The organism is Flavobacterium sp. FG19, from assembly GCF_057809475.1.
Map to the genome: position 1 here is coordinate 94112 of NZ_JBMDKA010000005.1, position 18827 is coordinate 112938.

Annotated in this window: 15 protein-coding genes and 2 tRNA genes; 7 read left to right on the forward strand and 10 right to left on the reverse strand. The window is 34.4% G+C overall.

What is annotated here, in order from left to right; translation table 11 throughout:
• The first annotated feature begins 15 nt into the window (after positions 1 to 15).
• The 6 genes from ACODST_RS07180 to ACODST_RS07205 all read left to right on the forward strand — a co-directional run bounded on the left by ACODST_RS07180 (position 16) and on the right by ACODST_RS07205 (position 6407).
• Positions 16 to 2469, forward strand: coding sequence for a DNA translocase FtsK (locus tag ACODST_RS07180; protein WP_488931437.1), 2454 nt, complete (start codon positions 16 to 18; stop codon positions 2467 to 2469).
• Positions 2470 to 2521: 52 nt separating this feature from the next.
• Positions 2522 to 3169 (forward strand): outer membrane lipoprotein periplasmic chaperone LolA1, encoded by a 648-nt coding sequence (gene lolA1 / locus ACODST_RS07185; RefSeq protein WP_488931536.1) that lies wholly within the window; start codon positions 2522 to 2524, stop codon positions 3167 to 3169.
• Between the two features lie 8 nt (positions 3170 to 3177).
• Complete coding sequence (locus ACODST_RS07190) at positions 3178 to 4638, forward strand: LptF/LptG family permease (RefSeq protein ID WP_488931438.1); 1461 nt, start codon at positions 3178 to 3180, stop codon at positions 4636 to 4638.
• 2 nt (positions 4639 to 4640) lie between these two features.
• Positions 4641 to 5771 (forward strand): 3,4-dihydroxy-2-butanone-4-phosphate synthase, encoded by a 1131-nt coding sequence (ribB, locus tag ACODST_RS07195; RefSeq protein ID WP_488931439.1) that lies wholly within the window; start codon positions 4641 to 4643, stop codon positions 5769 to 5771.
• 1 nt (position 5772) lies between these two features.
• Entirely contained in the window at positions 5773 to 6171 is a 399-nt protein-coding gene (locus ACODST_RS07200; protein ID WP_320495669.1) for an acyl-CoA thioesterase, read from the forward strand.
• Positions 6172 to 6322: 151 nt separating this feature from the next.
• Positions 6323 to 6407 (forward strand) — tRNA-Ser (locus ACODST_RS07205).
• A 123-nt stretch (positions 6408 to 6530) separates the two neighbouring features.
• Here ACODST_RS07205 and ACODST_RS07210 read toward each other — a convergent pair.
• Positions 6531 to 6731 (reverse strand): YqaE/Pmp3 family membrane protein, encoded by a 201-nt coding sequence (locus ACODST_RS07210; RefSeq protein WP_488931440.1) that lies wholly within the window; start codon positions 6729 to 6731, stop codon positions 6531 to 6533.
• Between the two features lie 292 nt (positions 6732 to 7023).
• Here ACODST_RS07210 and ACODST_RS07215 point away from each other — a divergent pair.
• Positions 7024 to 7108 (forward strand) — tRNA-Ser (locus ACODST_RS07215).
• A 178-nt stretch (positions 7109 to 7286) separates the two neighbouring features.
• Here ACODST_RS07215 and ACODST_RS07220 read toward each other — a convergent pair.
• The 9 genes from ACODST_RS07220 to ACODST_RS07260 form a co-directional block, all read right to left on the reverse strand.
• Complete coding sequence (locus ACODST_RS07220; protein ID WP_488931441.1) at positions 7287 to 9251, reverse strand: SH3 domain-containing protein; 1965 nt, start codon at positions 9249 to 9251, stop codon at positions 7287 to 7289.
• Positions 9252 to 9437: 186 nt separating this feature from the next.
• Positions 9438 to 10199, reverse strand: coding sequence for a tetratricopeptide repeat protein (locus ACODST_RS07225; RefSeq protein ID WP_488931442.1), 762 nt, complete (start codon positions 10197 to 10199; stop codon positions 9438 to 9440).
• Entirely contained in the window at positions 10192 to 11190 is a 999-nt protein-coding gene (locus tag ACODST_RS07230; RefSeq protein ID WP_488931443.1) for a VWA domain-containing protein, read from the reverse strand. The genes ACODST_RS07225 and ACODST_RS07230 overlap by 8 nt, the downstream gene beginning before the upstream one ends.
• Entirely contained in the window at positions 11187 to 12182 is a 996-nt protein-coding gene (locus ACODST_RS07235) for a VWA domain-containing protein (protein ID WP_488931444.1), read from the reverse strand. The genes ACODST_RS07230 and ACODST_RS07235 overlap by 4 nt, the downstream gene beginning before the upstream one ends.
• Positions 12170 to 12814 carry a hypothetical protein gene (locus ACODST_RS07240; protein ID WP_488931445.1) on the reverse strand — a complete coding sequence of 215 codons (645 nt, stop codon included), beginning with the start codon at positions 12812 to 12814 and terminating at the stop codon, positions 12170 to 12172. The genes ACODST_RS07235 and ACODST_RS07240 overlap by 13 nt, the downstream gene beginning before the upstream one ends.
• A gap of 217 nt (positions 12815 to 13031) precedes the next feature.
• A complete protein-coding gene (locus ACODST_RS07245; protein ID WP_488931446.1) occupies positions 13032 to 13889 on the reverse strand; it encodes a DUF58 domain-containing protein in 858 nt (285 codons plus the stop codon).
• An 11-nt stretch (positions 13890 to 13900) separates the two neighbouring features.
• A complete protein-coding gene (locus ACODST_RS07250) occupies positions 13901 to 14899 on the reverse strand; it encodes an AAA family ATPase (RefSeq protein ID WP_488931447.1) in 999 nt (332 codons plus the stop codon).
• 65 nt (positions 14900 to 14964) lie between these two features.
• Positions 14965 to 18000: a tetratricopeptide repeat protein gene (locus tag ACODST_RS07255; RefSeq protein ID WP_488931448.1), complete on the reverse strand. Its 3036-nt coding sequence runs from the start codon at positions 17998 to 18000 to the stop codon at positions 14965 to 14967.
• A 10-nt stretch (positions 18001 to 18010) separates the two neighbouring features.
• Positions 18011 to 18826, reverse strand: a complete 816-nt coding sequence (locus tag ACODST_RS07260) for a hypothetical protein (protein ID WP_488931449.1) — start codon at positions 18824 to 18826, stop codon at positions 18011 to 18013.
• Position 18827: the final 1 nt, after the last annotated feature.

Below are 18827 nucleotides of genomic sequence, written 5' to 3' on the forward strand. Positions count from 1 at the left end.
ACAGGAAACGCAAGAATGGCAAAAACAAATAAAAAAGAAACTGCAGACAAAAAAACCGAATCAAAAGCCGCCAGTGTCAGATCCTGGAAGTTATCCAAACCCCAAAAATTTGTTCTGGGCTGTCTTTTGGTACTCTTTTCTATTGCTCTTTTAGTAGCATTTATTTCTTTTTATGTTAACGGACAATGGCAGACCGATCAAAGTGCGGTTAGTCAGCTCGGAGATCGTGACGAAGTGGTACAAAACTGGCTTGGAAAATTCGGAGCCTATCTTGCAGACTTAATCGTGTACCGTGGTTTCGGCCTGGCCTCTTTTCTGTTTGTGCGCCTGTTTTTCCTGACCGGATTGTTTCTGGCCTTAGAACTTTCTACCAAAAAACTAAAAAATACCTGGTTCTGGGATGTATTTGCCATTATCGTTGTTTCGATCCTGTTTGGTTTTTTTGCTACTTCGGCACCGGAACTGGGCGGAACCATTGGATATGAGCTTAATCTTTTCCTTCAGGACTATATCGGAAAAACCGGAACTTTATTAACCCTGCTTTTTGGACTGATCGTTTATCTGATTTTCAAAATAAAAGTATCTCCGGAAAAAATCCAGTCTTATTTTGATTCGACCAAAAATGAACTTAAATCGGAATTAAATTCCATCAAAAAGCCAGAAATACAGGAACAGGAACCTGAAAGTGCTTATAATTTAGAAGAGTTTGCTATTGAAGAAGAAGATCCGGAACTGGATAATATTCATATAAAAACTGTTGACACTCAATTTGAATTAAATAAGGAAGCATTAAAACCAACCATTTCCCATTCCTCAGAAATTGAATTAAATCCGGTTTTAAAGCCTATACAGCCTGTACAGCAGATTACCGCTACACCAGACGAAGCTTTTGTAATTGAAAAATCCGAAGAAGAAGATATTATCGAAGAAAACCTGGCTTCAAGGCTTGTAGCCGATTTTGGTTTATTTGACCCTACCCTTGATTTATCCAACTACAAATTCCCAACTATCGATTTATTAAAAGAATATTCGACAGGAGGAATTACGATCAACCAGGAAGAATTAGAAGAAAACAAAAACAGAATTGTAGATACGCTTCGTAACTACAAAATTGAAATTGCCCAGATAAAAGCAACCGTAGGACCATCGGTTACTTTATACGAAATTGTACCGGAAGCCGGGATCAGAATTTCAAAAATCAAGAGTCTGGAAGACGACATTGCTTTATCATTATCGGCATTAGGAATTCGTATTATTGCTCCAATCCCCGGAAAAGGAACAATTGGTATCGAGGTTCCGAACAAGAACCCAACTATGGTTTCAATGAAAAGCGTTATTGGCGCCGCTAAATTTCAGGAAGCTGAAATGGAACTGCCAATTGCTTTAGGAAAAACCATTTCTAATGAAACCTTTGTAGTCGATCTTGCCAAAATGCCGCACTTATTGATGGCGGGTGCTACCGGACAAGGAAAATCAGTTGGATTAAATGCCGTACTGACTTCACTTTTATACAAAAAACATCCGGCAGAAGTAAAGTTCGTTCTGGTCGATCCAAAAAAAGTGGAGCTTACGCTTTTCAATAAAATAGAAAGACATTATTTAGCGAAACTTCCGGATACCGAAGACGCCATTATTACCGATAACGCTAAAGTAGTCAACACTTTAAATTCACTTTGTACCGAAATGGACAACCGTTATTCTTTATTAAAAGATGCCATGGTTCGTAATATTAAAGAGTACAACGAAAAATTCAAATCGAGAAAATTAAACCCGGAAGCCGGACACCGTTTCTTACCTTATATCGTATTGGTAGTCGATGAGTTTGCCGATTTAATTATGACTGCAGGGAAAGAAGTTGAAGTCCCTATTGCACGTCTGGCTCAGCTGGCCCGTGCCATTGGTATCCACCTCATCATTGCTACTCAAAGACCGTCGGTTAACGTAATTACCGGTTTAATTAAAGCGAATTTCCCGGCTAGAATCGCCTTCAGGGTAACTTCTAAAATTGACTCCAGAACGATTCTGGACACTCAGGGAGCCGACCAGTTAATTGGACGCGGAGATTTACTATATACCAATGGAAACGATGTTATCCGTGTACAGTGTGCTTTCATTGATACGCCTGAAGTCGAAAAAATCACAGATTTTATTGGTTCGCAAAAAGCATACTCTACCGCTTATTTACTTCCGGAGTTTGTTGGAGAAGAAACTGGCATTAATCTTGATATGGATATTTCCGAAAGAGATACCTTATTTAGAGAAGCCGCAGAGATTATTGTTAATGCGCAGCAAGGTTCTGCTTCATTACTGCAAAGAAAATTAAAATTAGGTTACAACAGAGCCGGTCGTTTAATCGATCAGCTGGAAGCAGCTGGAATTGTTGGGCCTTTCGAAGGCAGTAAAGCACGAACTGTAAACATTTTAGATTTAAGTGCTCTTGATCAATTTTTTAATAATGAACAAAATTAATCCAATCATGAGAACAAAAATTCAGGAAATCACAAACAATTCTATCACTAACATGACTAAAAAGTGTTTTCAAACAGCCGTTATTCTGCTTTTGAGCTTCACTTCTGTTCAGGCTCAGGATAAAAAAGCGAAAGATTTATTGAACGAAGTAACTACCAAAATAAAAAGCTACGATAATATCGTTATCGATTTTAAATACTCCTTAAACAACGCTAAAGAAAACATAAATCAGGACAGCAAAGGGAATGTAACCATGAAAGGCAATCAGTACGTACTGAATTTTATGGGCGTTACTAAAATTTTTGACGGACAAAAAACCTATACTATCGTTCCTGAAGACGAAGAAGTTACTATTTCTAAAGTAAACGAGAAAGACGACAATGCCGTTACACCTTCTAAAATGCTGACTTTCTTTAATTCCGGATACAAATACACGATGGATATTGTGCAAAATGTAAAAGGAAGAAAAATCCAGTACATCAAATTAGTACCAACTACCGGAAAAGACCAGAGAAAAGAAATTCTTTTAGGGGTCGACGTTCAGACAAAACACATTTATAATTTGATTGAAACCGGAAAAAACGGAACAAAAACAACTTTAACCGTTAATTCTTTTAAAACCAATCAGCCATTATCAAAAAATCAATTTACCTTTGTAGCGAGTAAATACCCAAAATACTACATCAATAAATTAGATTAAACAGAAGGTTGAAAATACTAGACAAATACTTATTAAAAACATTCTTATTTACATTTACCACGGTATTTGTAATCCTATTTTTTATATTCATATTACAGACCGTATGGCTGTTTATATCGGAACTGGCAGGTAAAGATCTCGACTTAATTTTGGTCGTGAAATTCCTGCTTTTTTCTATGCCCAGAATTATCCCACTAGTTCTGCCGTTATCTGTACTTCTGGCTTCGATCATGACTTTTGGAAACCTGGCGGAGAACTATGAGTTTGCTGCCATGAAATCATCCGGAATCTCACTGCAGAGAGCCATGCGGGTACTGATTATATTTATATTCGTCCTGAGTATTGTAGCGTTTTGGTTTGCCAATAATGTGATTCCGTATGCCGAATATAAATTTGTGAACTTCCGAAAAAACATTGCCCAGGCGAAACCAGCCATGGCGATTGCTGAAGGACAGTTTAACGATGTTGGGACTTACAATATTAAAGTCAACAAAAAATCCGGAGAAAACGGGAATATCCTGACTGGCGTGACTATTCACGAAAAAGCCAATAATTACGGTGAAAACAAAACCGTAATCAAAGCCAAAGACGGTGAATTAATCAGTAATGAAAAATCAAGTATCTTAAAACTTGTTTTAAACGATGGCTACTACTATCAGGATGTTACCCCTAAAAAGTACGAAGACCGTGCTAAACTTCCGTTTATAAAAGGGGCCTTCAAAAAACACATCATCAACATCGATTTATCTGAATTAAACAAGGTCGATGACAGTAAAGAAAGTATTGCCGGCACCAATGCCATGCTGAATGTTAACGAATTACGCTACACACTGGATTCGTTAAACAAAAACCTCGACAATGAGATTATTTCCTTTTCAGAGAATATCAATCAGCGCGTAGGAATCCGAAAACCTGCTTTTATACCTAAAACAGATTCACTTAAAAAGAAAAAGGCTTTACCAAATGACCTTTTATCTTTATATACCAACAAACAAAAAGTAGACATAATCAAAATGGCAGCAAGCAATGTGACCAGTAACGTCTACTCTATCGAATCGACTGAAAAAGATTTAAAAGACAAACAACGTGAAATCAACAAACACCTGACTGCTCTTTATGAAAAGTTTGTTATTGCTTTTGCGTGTTTTTTAATGTTCTTTATCGGGGCGCCGCTGGGTGCGATTATCCGAAAAGGCGGACTCGGTTTACCGATCGTTTTTGCGGTTTTGATTTTTATTACTTTTCATTTCATCAATACATTTGGAAAAAGATTATCGCAAGAAGGCGGAATGACACCGTTTATGGGATCATGGATGTCATCGTTTATACTTTCACCCTTAGCCATATTATTAACCTATCGTGCCACAAACGACAATGGATTAATTAATTTTGATGCGATAACTACTCCAATTTCACAACTGTTTCAAAAAATTTTAGAGCGGTTTTCACCAGCTCAAAACAAGCAATAATTATGTCAACAAAAATCCAACTGAATACCATTGAGGAAGCTATAGAAGATATTCGTCAGGGCAAGGTAATCATTGTAGTCGACGATGAAGATCGTGAAAACGAAGGTGATTTTCTGGCTGCTGCCGAAAAAGTAACACCTGAAATGATCAATTTCATGGCGACTCACGGACGCGGATTAATCTGTACGCCGCTTACAGAAAGCCGCTGCAAGGAACTTGATTTACGTGCCATGGTAACTAATAATACGGATCATATGGAAACGGCTTTTACGGTTTCCGTAGATTTAAAAGGAAACGGAGTTACTACAGGAATCTCTGCTTCTGACCGCTCCAAAACGGTTCAGTCTTTAGTTGATCCTAATACGAAACCACACGATCTGGCCCGTCCGGGACATATTTTCCCTTTAATCGCTAAACAGGGCGGTGTTTTAAGAAGAACGGGACATACCGAAGCGGCTATTGATTTTGCCAGACTGGCCGGATTTAAACCTGCCGGGGTTATCTGCGAAATTTTAAATGAAGACGGTACAATGTCACGTCTGCCGGAATTAATTAAAGTGGCTAAAAAATTCGATTTAAAACTAGTTTCTATCGAAGATTTAGTAGCTTATCGTATGCAGCACGACAGTCTGATTGTAAAAAAAGAAGATTTTGATATCGAAACCCGTTTTGGTACTTTTAGATTAAGAGCTTACGAACAAACAACGAATAAACAAATCCATATTGCGTTAACCAAAGGAACCTGGAACCTGGGCGAACCTATTTTAACGAGAATCCACTCTTCTCAGGTAAACAATGACTTATTAGGAACTTTAACCAATAATGCCGAACAGCAGTTAGACGATATGTTTAAGGTGATTAATGAAAACGGTAAAGGTGCCGTAATCTTCATTAATCAGGACATGACGGCCGTAAATTTACTGAACCGAATTTCGGAACTTAAATCCCTACAGTCTCAGGGAACCTTAAAAGCACCAAAAGTAATCATCGACAGTAAAGATTACGGAATTGGCGCACAAATCCTTCACGACATTGATATTTCTAAGATCAGACTGGTTTCGAATACAGAACAAACCAAACGTGTCGGAATGATTGGATATGGTCTTGAAATTACAGAATACGTTAACTACTAATATGGGAACAATAGAAGAAAGAATCCAGAAGTCGGAAACCCGAATTTTCAAAGCTGTTTTTCCAAGTACTACCAATCATTATGACACTTTGTTTGGAGGAACAGCACTTCATTTAATGGACGAAGTGGCTTTTATCTGCGCTACCCGTTTCAGCCGTAAAAAAGTAGTCACGATCTCTACAGGTCAGATTGACTTTAAAAAGGCCATTCCCGCCGGAACTTTAATCGAACTGGTTGCCAAAGTGGACAGTGTAGGAAGAACAAGCTGTAAAATTCACGTGGATATTTTTATGGAACAAATGTATTCCGAACTTCGGGAGACGGTAGTTTCAGGAACTTTTTCGTTTGTAGCGGTAGACGAACACAAGAAACCAACGCCTATTTTAGACGATTTAGATTAATATCTCCAAAAAACTCTTTCCACGAAACATTGATAACTAGACACTTGCAAATTATTTCAAAAAAGTTTCGAAAAAAGTCTAAAAAAAGTTTTGAGAACCAAAAAACCGTCTTATATTTGCACCCGCAATCAGACAATGAGAGCGACATACTGGAGAAATGGCAGAGCGGTCGAATGCGGCAGTCTTGAAAACTGTTGACTGTAACAGGTCCGGGGGTTCGAATCCCTCTTTCTCCGCTGAAATTCAAAACCCTTAGCTTTGTTAAGGGTTTTCTTTTTTTACCACAATATCCTCATAGAAACATTCCTTCTATTCTAAAATAAAATCGTTCAAAAAAAACCAGATAAGTAAAAAATCAATTATCTGTTTCGCATTGCCTTTATTAATTTCGCATTACGTCTGTCGGCTCTCGAATTCTGCAGTGATACAACAGCCCATATTGCAGCAGGCAGCCAACCTATTAAAGTAAGCTGTAAAATTAAACAAAGTAAAGACGTCAAAATTTTACCTCTCAAAAGAAAGGAGATACACGGAAAAAATATTGCTACAAGTGTCATCATTTTTATTTGCTTTTGGTTATATGTCGCAAATTTTCTAATTTGTTACTTAAAATCTCATTGTAAAGAGTAATTGTATGAATCTTGGAAAAAATTAAAATGCTTCACAAAATAAACTAAGACTTCCTAATTTAGCTCTTTCTGTTTTCACCTCTCTTTTAAACCTTTAGCGCTATCAGAGATTTTCTTTTGCATTCACCAATCATTTTCTCTGCAAATAGTTCCAAAAAAATTTTCACAATTCAAAAAACAACTTATCTTTGCACTCGCAATCAGAAAATGAGAGCAACATACTGGAGAAATGGCAGAGCGGTCGAATGCGGCAGTCTTGAAAACTGTTGACTGTAACAGGTCCGGGGGTTCGAATCCCTCTTTCTCCGCTTGATGAGATTTCGAAAGAAATTTTCAAAAAACAAAAACCTTTAGATCTTACGATTTAAAGGTTTTTCTGCTTTTACAAAAAACTCTGCCTATAGGTGCAGTTAACACTTAATACAAGTTCATACTACAACCTGTATTCTAAATAAAAAATACTTGTATTGCTAAATCATTGTCAAATTACTTAATAACAATTATTTTATCTTCCCTAATCCAACTTGTTGTTTCATTATAGGTTTTAATTTCAACCCAGCCTTTATATTTCTTAATCACCTCTACTAAATGCCCTTCAAATAAATTATTATTTATTGCTGCAGATGAACTTGGTCCAGAGTATACCGCAGCGGATTTCATTACAACAGCAAAATTTTGCAATGAATTTTTATATTGCCAAATTACCACTAAACTAAGCAGCATAATTATTACTGTAATCTGGCAGGTTCTTTGAAAAAACATTTTTGATTTCCTAAACTTAAAAAAAATGTAAAAAATTAAAGTAACAATAGTAATAAAAGCTATAAACCGAATCGCATAATCAACTACTCTTAAATCAAGCTCTCTTTTTGATTCCATACATAGATTATTAATCATAACGGCTTTATTGAGTTGTTTTAATATCTTATTGTGATTATCTTTAACTTCCTTACTACCCGGTGAAAGTAACAGTGCTTTTTCGAAATATAATACTGCCATACCAGATTGACCTGTTTTAAAGAACAAATACCCCATATTAGAATATAGGTTTTTCGATTTTATATTTTCGGCCTCAAGCATTGTATACCCTTTTAATGCTCCTGTATAGTTTTTTGCAATCAACATTTCATTACTGGAACTAAACAGAACTTTCGTCTCTATAGTGTTTGATTTAGCAGTTGAAAACGTAAAAAATAAAATAACCGAAATAGTCCTGATGATTCTTATTTTATCTTTAGAAAGGTTTCTAATAATCATTGTAAGTTCTAAACACTGCTTTTCTAAATTCATCAATGCAGTGTCTGCAGGTCCGAAACGTAATTGGTACTGCTTATTTAGAAATTTCTGTATTTGTGATAAAGAAGCTGGAGGTAAATTCATTATCAATTTTTCAATTTCAAAGGAGGTATACCTTTCTCCATTAGCTGTATTATTAATATACTTATATAGTATCGTATTTAATTCTCTGCAGGGTTCAGGATTGTTTAAAAATGCTGTCTTTTTTTTGAAGGATTTAATATCTGTAAAAGCGATTTGCTTCGCCTTTTGTAACTTATAAAACAAACGGATCTTTTTTAAATAGTTACTTATAAATTTTGAATTAAAAATCGCCTCTAAAAGAAAAAGCAGCCCAATTCCGAAAACAATAAAATATAATGGAGGAAATTTACACTTGGAGGTATTATCATCCAGTTTATGGAAAATCGTAACCAGATTCTTTTCATCTGAAGTATCTTTTAACAATGGCATAACAGCCCCGTCTTTGCTTTCAAATATAAAGGGATTCGAAACAAAATACTGGTATTGATTGACCCTGGTATTAAAATAAACCAAACGAAATGGAGGAACATTATATTTTCCTTTATAATCTCCTGCTAACTGAAAACTATACTTTACTGATGAATGAATACCTCCTGCAGTTAATTTATCTGAACTTATCGTTTTTACATTATAACTATTTAGTCCGAAAGGAAGTTTTGGAACACTAAACAATGCCATTTTTGTATTTCCCAGCCCTTCAACAGACATTCTAAATAAAAGTAAGTCGGGAGTCTTTGGTGCATTTATATACGCTCCCTTAATGGAAAAATCTCCAACAATACCGGAGAAAATATCTTCACCAGAATAAGGAGGCAATTGATTAATTTTTATTGATTCCTCATCACTATAAATTGTCTTGGTTCTTAATTCTTCCTGTTCAAAAAAATCATCCCGAACCCTTTCATTTGTTTTTATTTGAATATTAATACCTGGTAATATTAATTTTCCAGAGTTTTTTGCAATGACAAGATATTCAGAAAGGATAATCACATTATACATTTTACCTCCAATTATTTCTTTTTTTTGAGATAAATCCTTTGTACAAAGTTCCTGATAACAATTTTCAAATTTTATCTTAATTTCTGTCTGAGGATCAATAACCGGCACAGAATAACACAAAACATATTTCACCGTAAAAGCTTCTCCTACATAAACTTCTGATTTAGATTTTACTATATCGATGAAAATATCTCCTCTATTTTTTACATAATTTTCATACCTGAAATTACTCAGGGCCAATGCAGACTCGTGAATGCAGAATATTAAAAAAAATAAAAAAAAGTGACTGTTTTTGCACATATTCTTAAATAAAATTAATTAATAATCTGGTCCGTTTGAGTTATTTTTTTTATCTGAAGCACTTCCTGCTGCTTGCGGAACCCTGATTTTTTCTTTTGATAAATTCAATAATTGCTGTATTTCATTGTTCGACAATTGATATGGCCCATCTGATTTATCCTGATCACTTAATTTATCCGTATCTTTATCTATGGTGTTTTTTTCTATTTTTTCATTACCATCTTCATTCCTTTTTTTCTCCGTAAATTTCTGCTGTATTTTAGTCTTGCTCTTTATTATTCGAGAGACATATAGAAAATTCTGCCTGATAACATCATCGTTATTATTTTCAAGCAGTGCTTTTTTATAAGCTTTTTGACTTTCTGCGATAAGTCCCATCATATAATATGCATTTCCCAAATTATTCCAGATACAATCAAGATCTATATCTTCTCTGCTATATTTAGATAGTAAGTGACGGTACATTCTCGCAGCATCAGCATATCGTCCTTGACGGTAAAATGAGTTGCCCAGATTAAAACCCCATTCATATGTATCTGGATTATGTAACAACGCCTGTTTATAAAAAATTTCAGCCTCTCCATAATTTTTATCCTCAAAAGCATGAATTGCTTTAATAGCATAAATTTCACTTTGCAAAAAAGTTTTTATTCTAAAAAAATTGAGTTGATAAATAAAGGCTGTCAACGTAAGTACACCACTAATTGTGATTAAGGTATAGTACCTGACAAAGTTTCTATAAAACATATAATTAAATTCTTTTACTAATAGTTTATTCATTTCTTTTTTCTAAAACATTAGGTATAAAGATTTCTACCAATAGTAAAATTATAGCAGACAACATAAACAAATCAAACAATGGTTTATGAATGTTTGAGTAATTTATGTTTTCCAGCTCTTCCAAACGCTTATTAAATACAATTGAAACATTTGGCTGGCTGGCCGCTTCTATATAATTCAAACTATTATTACCTGTTATTTTAAGCAATTCTCTCTTGTGCAGACTTGAAATAATGGGACTGCCAGTTGCATCACTTTGTTTTATACCAGAATCTTCAAAATCAGCAGGAACCGGAGCACCTTTTATAGTTCCAATTCCCAAAGCAATAATTTTTACATCTGCTTTTCTTAGCTTATCCGCCAGAACGAATGCCTTTTTATCATGAAACTCACCGTCAGAGATTACACATAAAACCTTATTTCTTTTTGCAGTTTGATCAAATAGTAATCCTGATATCTTTAATGCTTCTTCAAGCGAAGTACCTCGCTGCCCGATTAACTTTCCTGAGACTGATGTTAGTGCACTGCGAAAATAGGCATAGTCTTCGGTTAAGGGAACATAAGCTCCAGCTTTACCTGCAAACACAACCATTCCAATTTGTTCTTTTGTGAACTCTTTTACAATTTCTTCAATCAGACGTTGTCCTCTATTCAAACGGTTTGGAACTATATCTTTTGCATACATACTTTTGGAAACATCAATTAAAAAAACTACATCCGTAGCTGAAGGGTCCTTTACTTTTACCAAATCAGAACTTAAATAAGGTTCACATAAAGCAACTATTAATAATAAAGAAGCTATTATTACCATAAAAAACTTAGTAACCTGAACATACAATGTTGTTCGTTTAGTAATGTTGTAAATTAATGTTTTGTCTCCTACAGAACTGTTTTTTTTTCTTTCGCTGTAAAGAAATGCAAACCATAGCACTATAAATAGCGGCACTAACAATGCCAGCAATACATAATTATCATTTTCAAAACTTATCATGATGGCCAACTTCTTAAAATAGTAAACTTAAGCAACAACTCAATTATAATAACAATTAACGCCCCATATACCAGCCATTTAAAGCAAGATGTGTAACTAATTTTTGTTGAATATTTAATTTTCCCGGTTTCTAGTTTGTTTATTGAAGTATAAATATTTAATAGTGCTTTCTCATCAGCTGCATTAAAATAAGCACCTCCTGTTGTAGTCGCAATGTTTTTTAATGCAGACTCATTTAGAGATACCTTAATTTTTTGATAATACTTTTCCCCTCCCAATCCTTTTAGCGGAATTTCTGCAAAACCATTTTTACCAATACCTACACAATAGACTTTTGTTTTTAAGTGTTTAGCTAATTTTGCTGCTACCAGAGGATCTATCATTCCGGCATTATTTTCGCCATCAGTAACGAGGATAACAACCTTGTTTTTAGCACTTTTTTCAAGCATCTTAACTGCAGACACTAATCCTGAGCCAATCGCAGTACCATCACTTAAAGTGTTGTTATGCATTGCATTTATACTACTAAGAATTAATGGTTGGTTTTTGGTCAATGGACACCACAAAATACTTTCACCTGCGTACAAAACCATACCAATTCTGCCCCCTGAACGCAATGCTGTAAATTGACTTAATACATCCTTTAGTGCCTCCATCCGGTTAGGCTTGATGTCTTCTATAAGCATGCTCTTTGATGCGTCAAGAGCAAAAACAATATCAGATTCTGCTGCTTTATTTACAATTCTTTTTGATGTTGAAAAACGTGGGTTTGCAAGACCTGCGATTATCAAACTTATACAGATCATACGTAGTATAAACAAATAATCTTTCGGCGAGAATAGTAATTTAGTTCTGCCCGGCAGCCCATTAACAAACATTACCGGAGAGGTATTTCGAATATATTTAACGTATAAAACAACTCCAAATGGCAATAATAAAAATAAGAAAAGCCATGAAGGTTGAGAAAAACTAATATGTTCTAATTTTGGCATCTCTCTTTTCCGCTCGTTAAATTCATGAAAACTCTCAAACTAGATATAAAACCAGGATATAACTCAATTGCTAAAGGTTTTGGTAAAAACTTAAGTCTTTTTGACAGCTCCAACAATTGATTCTTATTAGCGCTATAGGTTTCTGACTGCAAATAACATTTACGTTCCGGAGCAGACTCTAAAGTGAATATGTATTTCTCTATCAAGTCGGTCACAGTATTCATAGAAACCGTTGGGACTATGCCGGTATTCTCAGATTCTAATTCAAATCTTAAAAGATGTTCGCGATAATAGCATTCCTGTCTTCTAAAATTGAGAATTTCAATTCTATTTTTAAAAAAATGAAATAAAGCCCTAAGTGAAATAAAAATCAAAATAACCAAAAATAAAAACAGACCAATTGCAGCTGTTACTGAAGCCCAATTTTGCTTAATAACAGGTTTAATATCGTGCAGTTTTGACGGTAAATAAGCAGCTCTAAAATTTACCAAAACATCTTTTGTCTTATATCTTTTTTTGTCTACAAATACTGCAAGTCCTGAAATTTTTATTTTTTTTGCATCTGCAGATGTAAATGTAATTTCATGGTTATAAATTCCTTTTTTTTCAAAAGATTTTATTTCTAATAACACAATTTCTTTTGATGTCGAAAAAAAACGGTCATATTCTTTCCATGAGATATTAGAGCTGCTTTTTACATTGTTTACAGTCAGCATGATTTTTACTACTCCGCCAATTCTTGTTTCTTTGTTGCGTATTTTGTATACAACTGCAGGAAAAGAATGGGCTGTAATACTAATACTCAAAAAGAAAAACAGTACCGCTAAGAATATTTTTTTTGACTGCATACTAATTAAATAATGTTGACATTTTTTTTTGCACATCTTCATCAGTAGAAATTGACATATTCCGAATGGAGTATTTAAGCAAAAATTTGTTGTAATAATCTAAGTCTGATTCAGATTTATTACGATACAGTAAATCAAAACCTGCCCTTGAGGTATTTACCCACTGTTGGCTTCCACTTTCAAAGTCCCTCATTTTGACCCATCCAAGTTTTGGAAATTGTTTTTCAATTCTGTCATAAACCTGTATGGTAAAAAAGTCATTATGCTCCGCCAGAATTGCAGCACTACCCGCATATCCATCCGTCAAAAAATCAGAAATAATAAAAATCAGATTTCCAGAGCAATTATTTTTCATTAAAAAATCGAGAGAACTTTTTATATCAGTATTTCCGGGGCAAGGTTTACTCTCGACCATCGCCTTTGCTATCTGCCAAAATCCGGTCATTCCATTAATGGGTATAATCAGACGTTTAATAGTATCACTAAAGAAAATAACACCAACAGAGTCGTTTTGCTTTATTGCGCTGTAAGCAATGGTTATAGCAATCTCTAGTTCAAGGTCTATTTTTGTTTTATTTACAGTTCCCATTGCTGAGGAACCACTAATATCGATAATTATCCAGACCGTTTTAACTTTATCTTCATTATAGGTATTAACAAAAGTTTCTCTAAAACGAGCGGTTGCCTGCCAGTTTATATTTTTAATATCATCGCCTATTTCATATTTTCTGATTGAATTAAATGAAGATCCGCGACTTTTAAATATACTTAATGTTCCGCCAGATCGTTTTTGGCTTGATAATTTTCCCGACAATAAATCAATTTTCTGTACGGTTTTAATAAGATCCTCAAGTTTCATAAGTACTTTTATCAGGGTATAGGAATTCCTTTTAGTATTTCCTGAATAATAAAATCTGTCGTAATACCCTCTGCCATTGCAATATAGGTCAAACCAATTCTATGTCTTAAAACATCCGGAGCAACAGTATATACATCAGAAGGTATTACATAGGTTCTCTTTTGCATAAAAGCATAAGCCCGTGCAGTGTGCGTAAGATTAATACTTCCTCTGGGAGAAGCACCAAATTTTATGTATTTCGTGAAATCAGAAAGATTATAATCATCTGGAGAACGAGTGCTTAAAACAATATCAAGAATATAGTCTTCAATTTTTTCATCAACAAATATTGCATTTATAAGCTCCTGCATTTTAAGAACATGCTTAACATCGACCGTAATCATCTCCCGGGGACTTTTAACAGAAACTCTCCTGTTTATCAATCTTTCTTCTTCTTTGCTTGGGTACGTAATAATGACTTTCATCATAAATCTATCCATCTGCGCTTCGGGAAGCTCATAAGTTCCCGCCTGATCAATCGGATTTTGTGTTGCAAGAACCATGAAAGGCATTTCAAGTTTATATGTAGAATTACCAATTGTAACCTGATGTTCCTGCATTACCTCAAGTAAAGCACTCTGAACCTTTTCCGGGGCACGATTAATTTCATCAGCAAGGAGAAAGTTTGAAAAAACCGGTCCTTTTTTAATTGTAAATTCATTTGCCTGAATATTATACATCGTAGTACCTAAAATATCAGCAGGCAAAATGTCCGGAGTAAACTGAATTCGGGAAAAGTGTGCGTTTACAGCCTGGGCAAGTGATTTAACGGCAAGAGTTTTCGCCAGTCCCGGCATACCCTCCAGTAATACATGACCATTGCAAAGTAATCCCAGTAAAAGTTTTTGAAGCAGCGCCTCTTGCCCAACAATATTTTGTTTCAATATCGAAAGCAGTAATTCAAGATTTTTGTTTTCCTCAAGTACTTCTGCCTCCAGATCTTTCCAATAATCAGTTTTTATTTCTTGCATGTTTTTTTGATAAAAGTTTTAGTTTCCCTGGCTGAAAAGCAGCAAATTCAATTAGTCAGACGAGACTAATCTTTAAGTATATAAGCAGTTTTCATCTGATTGTATTTTACTTTATTCGCTTTTACTTTATTAAACTCGTTAAAAAACATTTCTTCACTCTTTTTAATATCTGATTTTTTTAGTGTTTTTGCGAGAAAAGATTTTTCTATAAAGTCCAAAGCCAGGTCAAATTGTCCGGCTTTCATATTGGAGCATCCCATTCCAAAAAGCGCCAGCGCATTGCCTGACGAAATGTTTAGTGCATTGTTGAAATTATCTTCTCCCGGCGAATCTTGATTCAGATACAATTGGCACAATCCATAATTTGCATAAAATACGGCATCCTTATTAGCATCAGCTGTTGCATTATGTTTTTCAAAATCCAATACAGCCAAACTAAATTTTTCATTTTTAATGTGACTCATGGCACGTAAATAATACTTATCTACAAATACATTCTGAGTATCTAAAAGTACTACTTCATTAAAATCTTTGATTGCTTCATCATAATCTGATTTCTTATACTCTGCCTTTCCGCAAGCATAAAAATATAGTGCTTTTGGACTTAATTTATTAGCTTGTTCAAAATTACTGATCGCTTTTGAAGTTTCGTTTATAGAGAAATAAGTAAGCCCGCGATAATAATGCGCTTCATGGTTTTCTTTATGTAAATCTATTGCAGTATCTAATGACAACATCGCACCGGTGTAATCATTACCGTAATATTGAGATTCGCCTTTTAGCATATAGGCATTTGCCAAATCATCATTAAGTTTTTTTGGAAGTGATTTATCACTACTCTTTTTAGAAGCTTCAATTTGTGCCTGCAAAACAGGAATTACAAGATTATAACTTTCGACAGCCTCCGAGTATTTTTTACCAAACTGATAGGTATTACCCCGCTCAATGTAGGCTGAAACATTATTATTATCGCTTTCTATAGCCTGTGTAAAACTAGCTATTGCCAAAGATGATTCTCCAATTTTATTATGTGCTATTCCTTCTTTCAAATGAGCATCAGAAAACTTAGGATTGCATACAATTGCCTGTCTGTTTAATTCAATTGATTTATTAAAGTTTAAAGTGCCTTCTTGTTCATTCTTAGTCTGATCTCTAAGCTCTTCACCTGTTTTAAGCCATATTTCCGCCTTTCCGTGTAAGGCTTTTGTATTGCACTTTCTTATTTCAAGTGCATTATCATATGCTAAATGAGCATTTTGAAAATCATGTTTAGCAAATAAACCCTCCCCTTCTTTAAAATGCATTTCACTTATAGAATCAACTGCTTTAAGCTGTTCCGGATCAAATCCTAATTTTTCTGTCTGTGCAAAATCTACTCCCGCTTCATGAATCTTGTTTTGGCTGTGATAAGTAAGCCCACGGTAATAATAAGCCAATTTATAAACCGGATCTAATTTTATTGCGGTGCTGAAATTATTTTCTGCTGACGGATATTGTTTAAGACGATACTCCAGTTCACCTTTGTCAAAATATATCGCAGCTCCCGTTGGGTTTAATAGTAGAGCCTGGTTATAATCTTCAATAGCCCCGGCTGTATTTTTTAAGCGATCTTTGAGCTTTGCCTTTGCTACGAAAAATACTGGTTTATCCGGAGAATCATCCAACTCATTTGTAGCCAGAACATCATAATCAGTAATCGCATTTATCAAGTCCCGCTTTTGATTTACAAATAAGTTTGCCCGTGCAAGTCTTGCTTCTTTATAGTTTGGGAAAAACTGTAAGGCTGTGTTTAAATTTTCTAAAGCATCATCAAATTTGCGGGAATCCTTTGACTGGATTCCTAATTCTAAATAAGCCATTCCCTGAATATAATATAATTCCGGAAACTCATTTTTCTCTTTTTTGTGCTCCCGGAGCACTTTCTCACATTCTTCGATAGCTCCCTTAAAGTCGTTCGACTGAAGCTTATTTTTAGGAAAAGCAATAATTGCCAATTTTTGTGTCAGCAAACTTATTTTCTGTCCCAATTCTGCAGCTGCATCAGGTTTTAAGGTAATTGCTTGTTTATAAAACTGAATAGCATCATTAAATCGTCGCTCGCTTTTTGCTCTGTCGCCTTTGTTATTATAATTCTCGAAAGTGTTTTCTGCAATCAGTTTTTTGACATCTATAATTTTTTTGTCCAGTGAAGGGACCATTGGCTGCAATTCTTTTGCTTTTTCATAAATTTCAAGTGCTTCATTAAACATTTTATTTTTAAGATAAGAATTCCCCAAATTCAAATATTCATCAAAAATGGCGATCTTCCTTTTTTCCTCTTCTTGTCTCAGTTTAATAAAATCTTCTTTTTCCTTATCAAAATCTGCCTGTGAAACTACGCTTGCATTTGTGGTCAAATCTGTGGCAATCTGCATATTATTATCAGTACTCTCAATAGGATTAGCCGGGTTATAAAACGAAATAGACATTATAAAAGCTTCCCATTTGTTTGCTCCGCTTTTCTCTGCACGTACTAATGCGCTTCTTTGTCTTTTTTGATAAGTGGCTCCGTCGGGTTTATATTTACTGCCATAGTCTGCATCAAAAACCACATTTACAAAAATATAATCTTTCTTTTTAACGTTTGAAACTGCAATATTTGAAAAGCTTATCGAAGCATCTTCTGTCTTATCATACTGAATATCTATTTTGTTTAAATAATAGATTGCCGTGATATCTTTTGTATTTCCTAATCCCGATTGTGGGTTTATATCATCTTCAATTATAATACTACTATCGTAAAAAACACGATTTCGGGATTCTTTATAACTGTTCGTTATAACTTCAGCCAATTCACTTGGTGCATTGTCAGAAAAAGTAATATAATTCAATAAATTTTGAAAGTTTTCTACTGCTGCCTGCGCCTGATAACTTATCTCTTTTCCATCTTTCAGGGTTATAGTATTTTCTGCCGCTATTACAGGAATTGATGTGCTGTCTGTAACTGGTTTAAAATCCTGAGCATTAGTAACTATAGAAACTGAGCAAAAACATAATAAAATGATACCTCTTTTGATTATCTCATTTCTAGTTAACACAACTAAATTGGTAAAATTGGCCATAATTATTGTTTTATGATGATGTAACTTTTTTTAATTTACTAATCAGCCATCCGGAATTCCTGGTTTCTCTGTTGTATTGCTTAACTACTATCTCCCAGCCTTTGATTTGAAAGAAGCTGTAGGTAACCGAGTTAACCTGTAATATCTTGAGTTCTTTATTAAGACATTGATTAATAAACATACACATATTGGCATTATACTGATTCGACTGCGAAATATAATTGCCGATATTATTTGGATTCTCTGAAACCATATCAATATCCATAAAATCGTTTGTATTGCTGATAGGCGTCAAATAATTATTAGGATTAACAGCTTTTGGAATAATAGGCTGTTTTAATTCGGATGCCATGTTATTTCGAAGTTGATTTAAAAAAGCAGCTTCAAAATCAATGATTTCCCATTTACAACTTCCATCGGGCAGGTTTTTAATTTTTAATTTTAAAACTGCCTTCTGAGGTTTGCCTTTATACAAAACTGAGCAATTAACATCAGCCCGCCAATTATCATTATTAAAATCAAGATACTCAGGATCTTCAGGATTATCAACCTGTTTTATAAAACTGGATATTTCTTCAAAATTCCAGTCCTTCTGACTTGCATTGAAAAGACTTTTAATGAGTTTCTCCCGTGTTAACTTCGCGGATTGATGTTTTTCCTGATATTTTTTTATTAATGCCGAATCGCTGTCGTTAAACCTTTCGATAAATTCATCAATTTGCTTTACTTCCCATGCAAAGAGAGTTTCAAATTCTTTTTCATAGGTTTGAGAATAGATGAAGCCAGGTAAAAACAAAAAAATAAAAATTATGATTTTCTTTGTCATC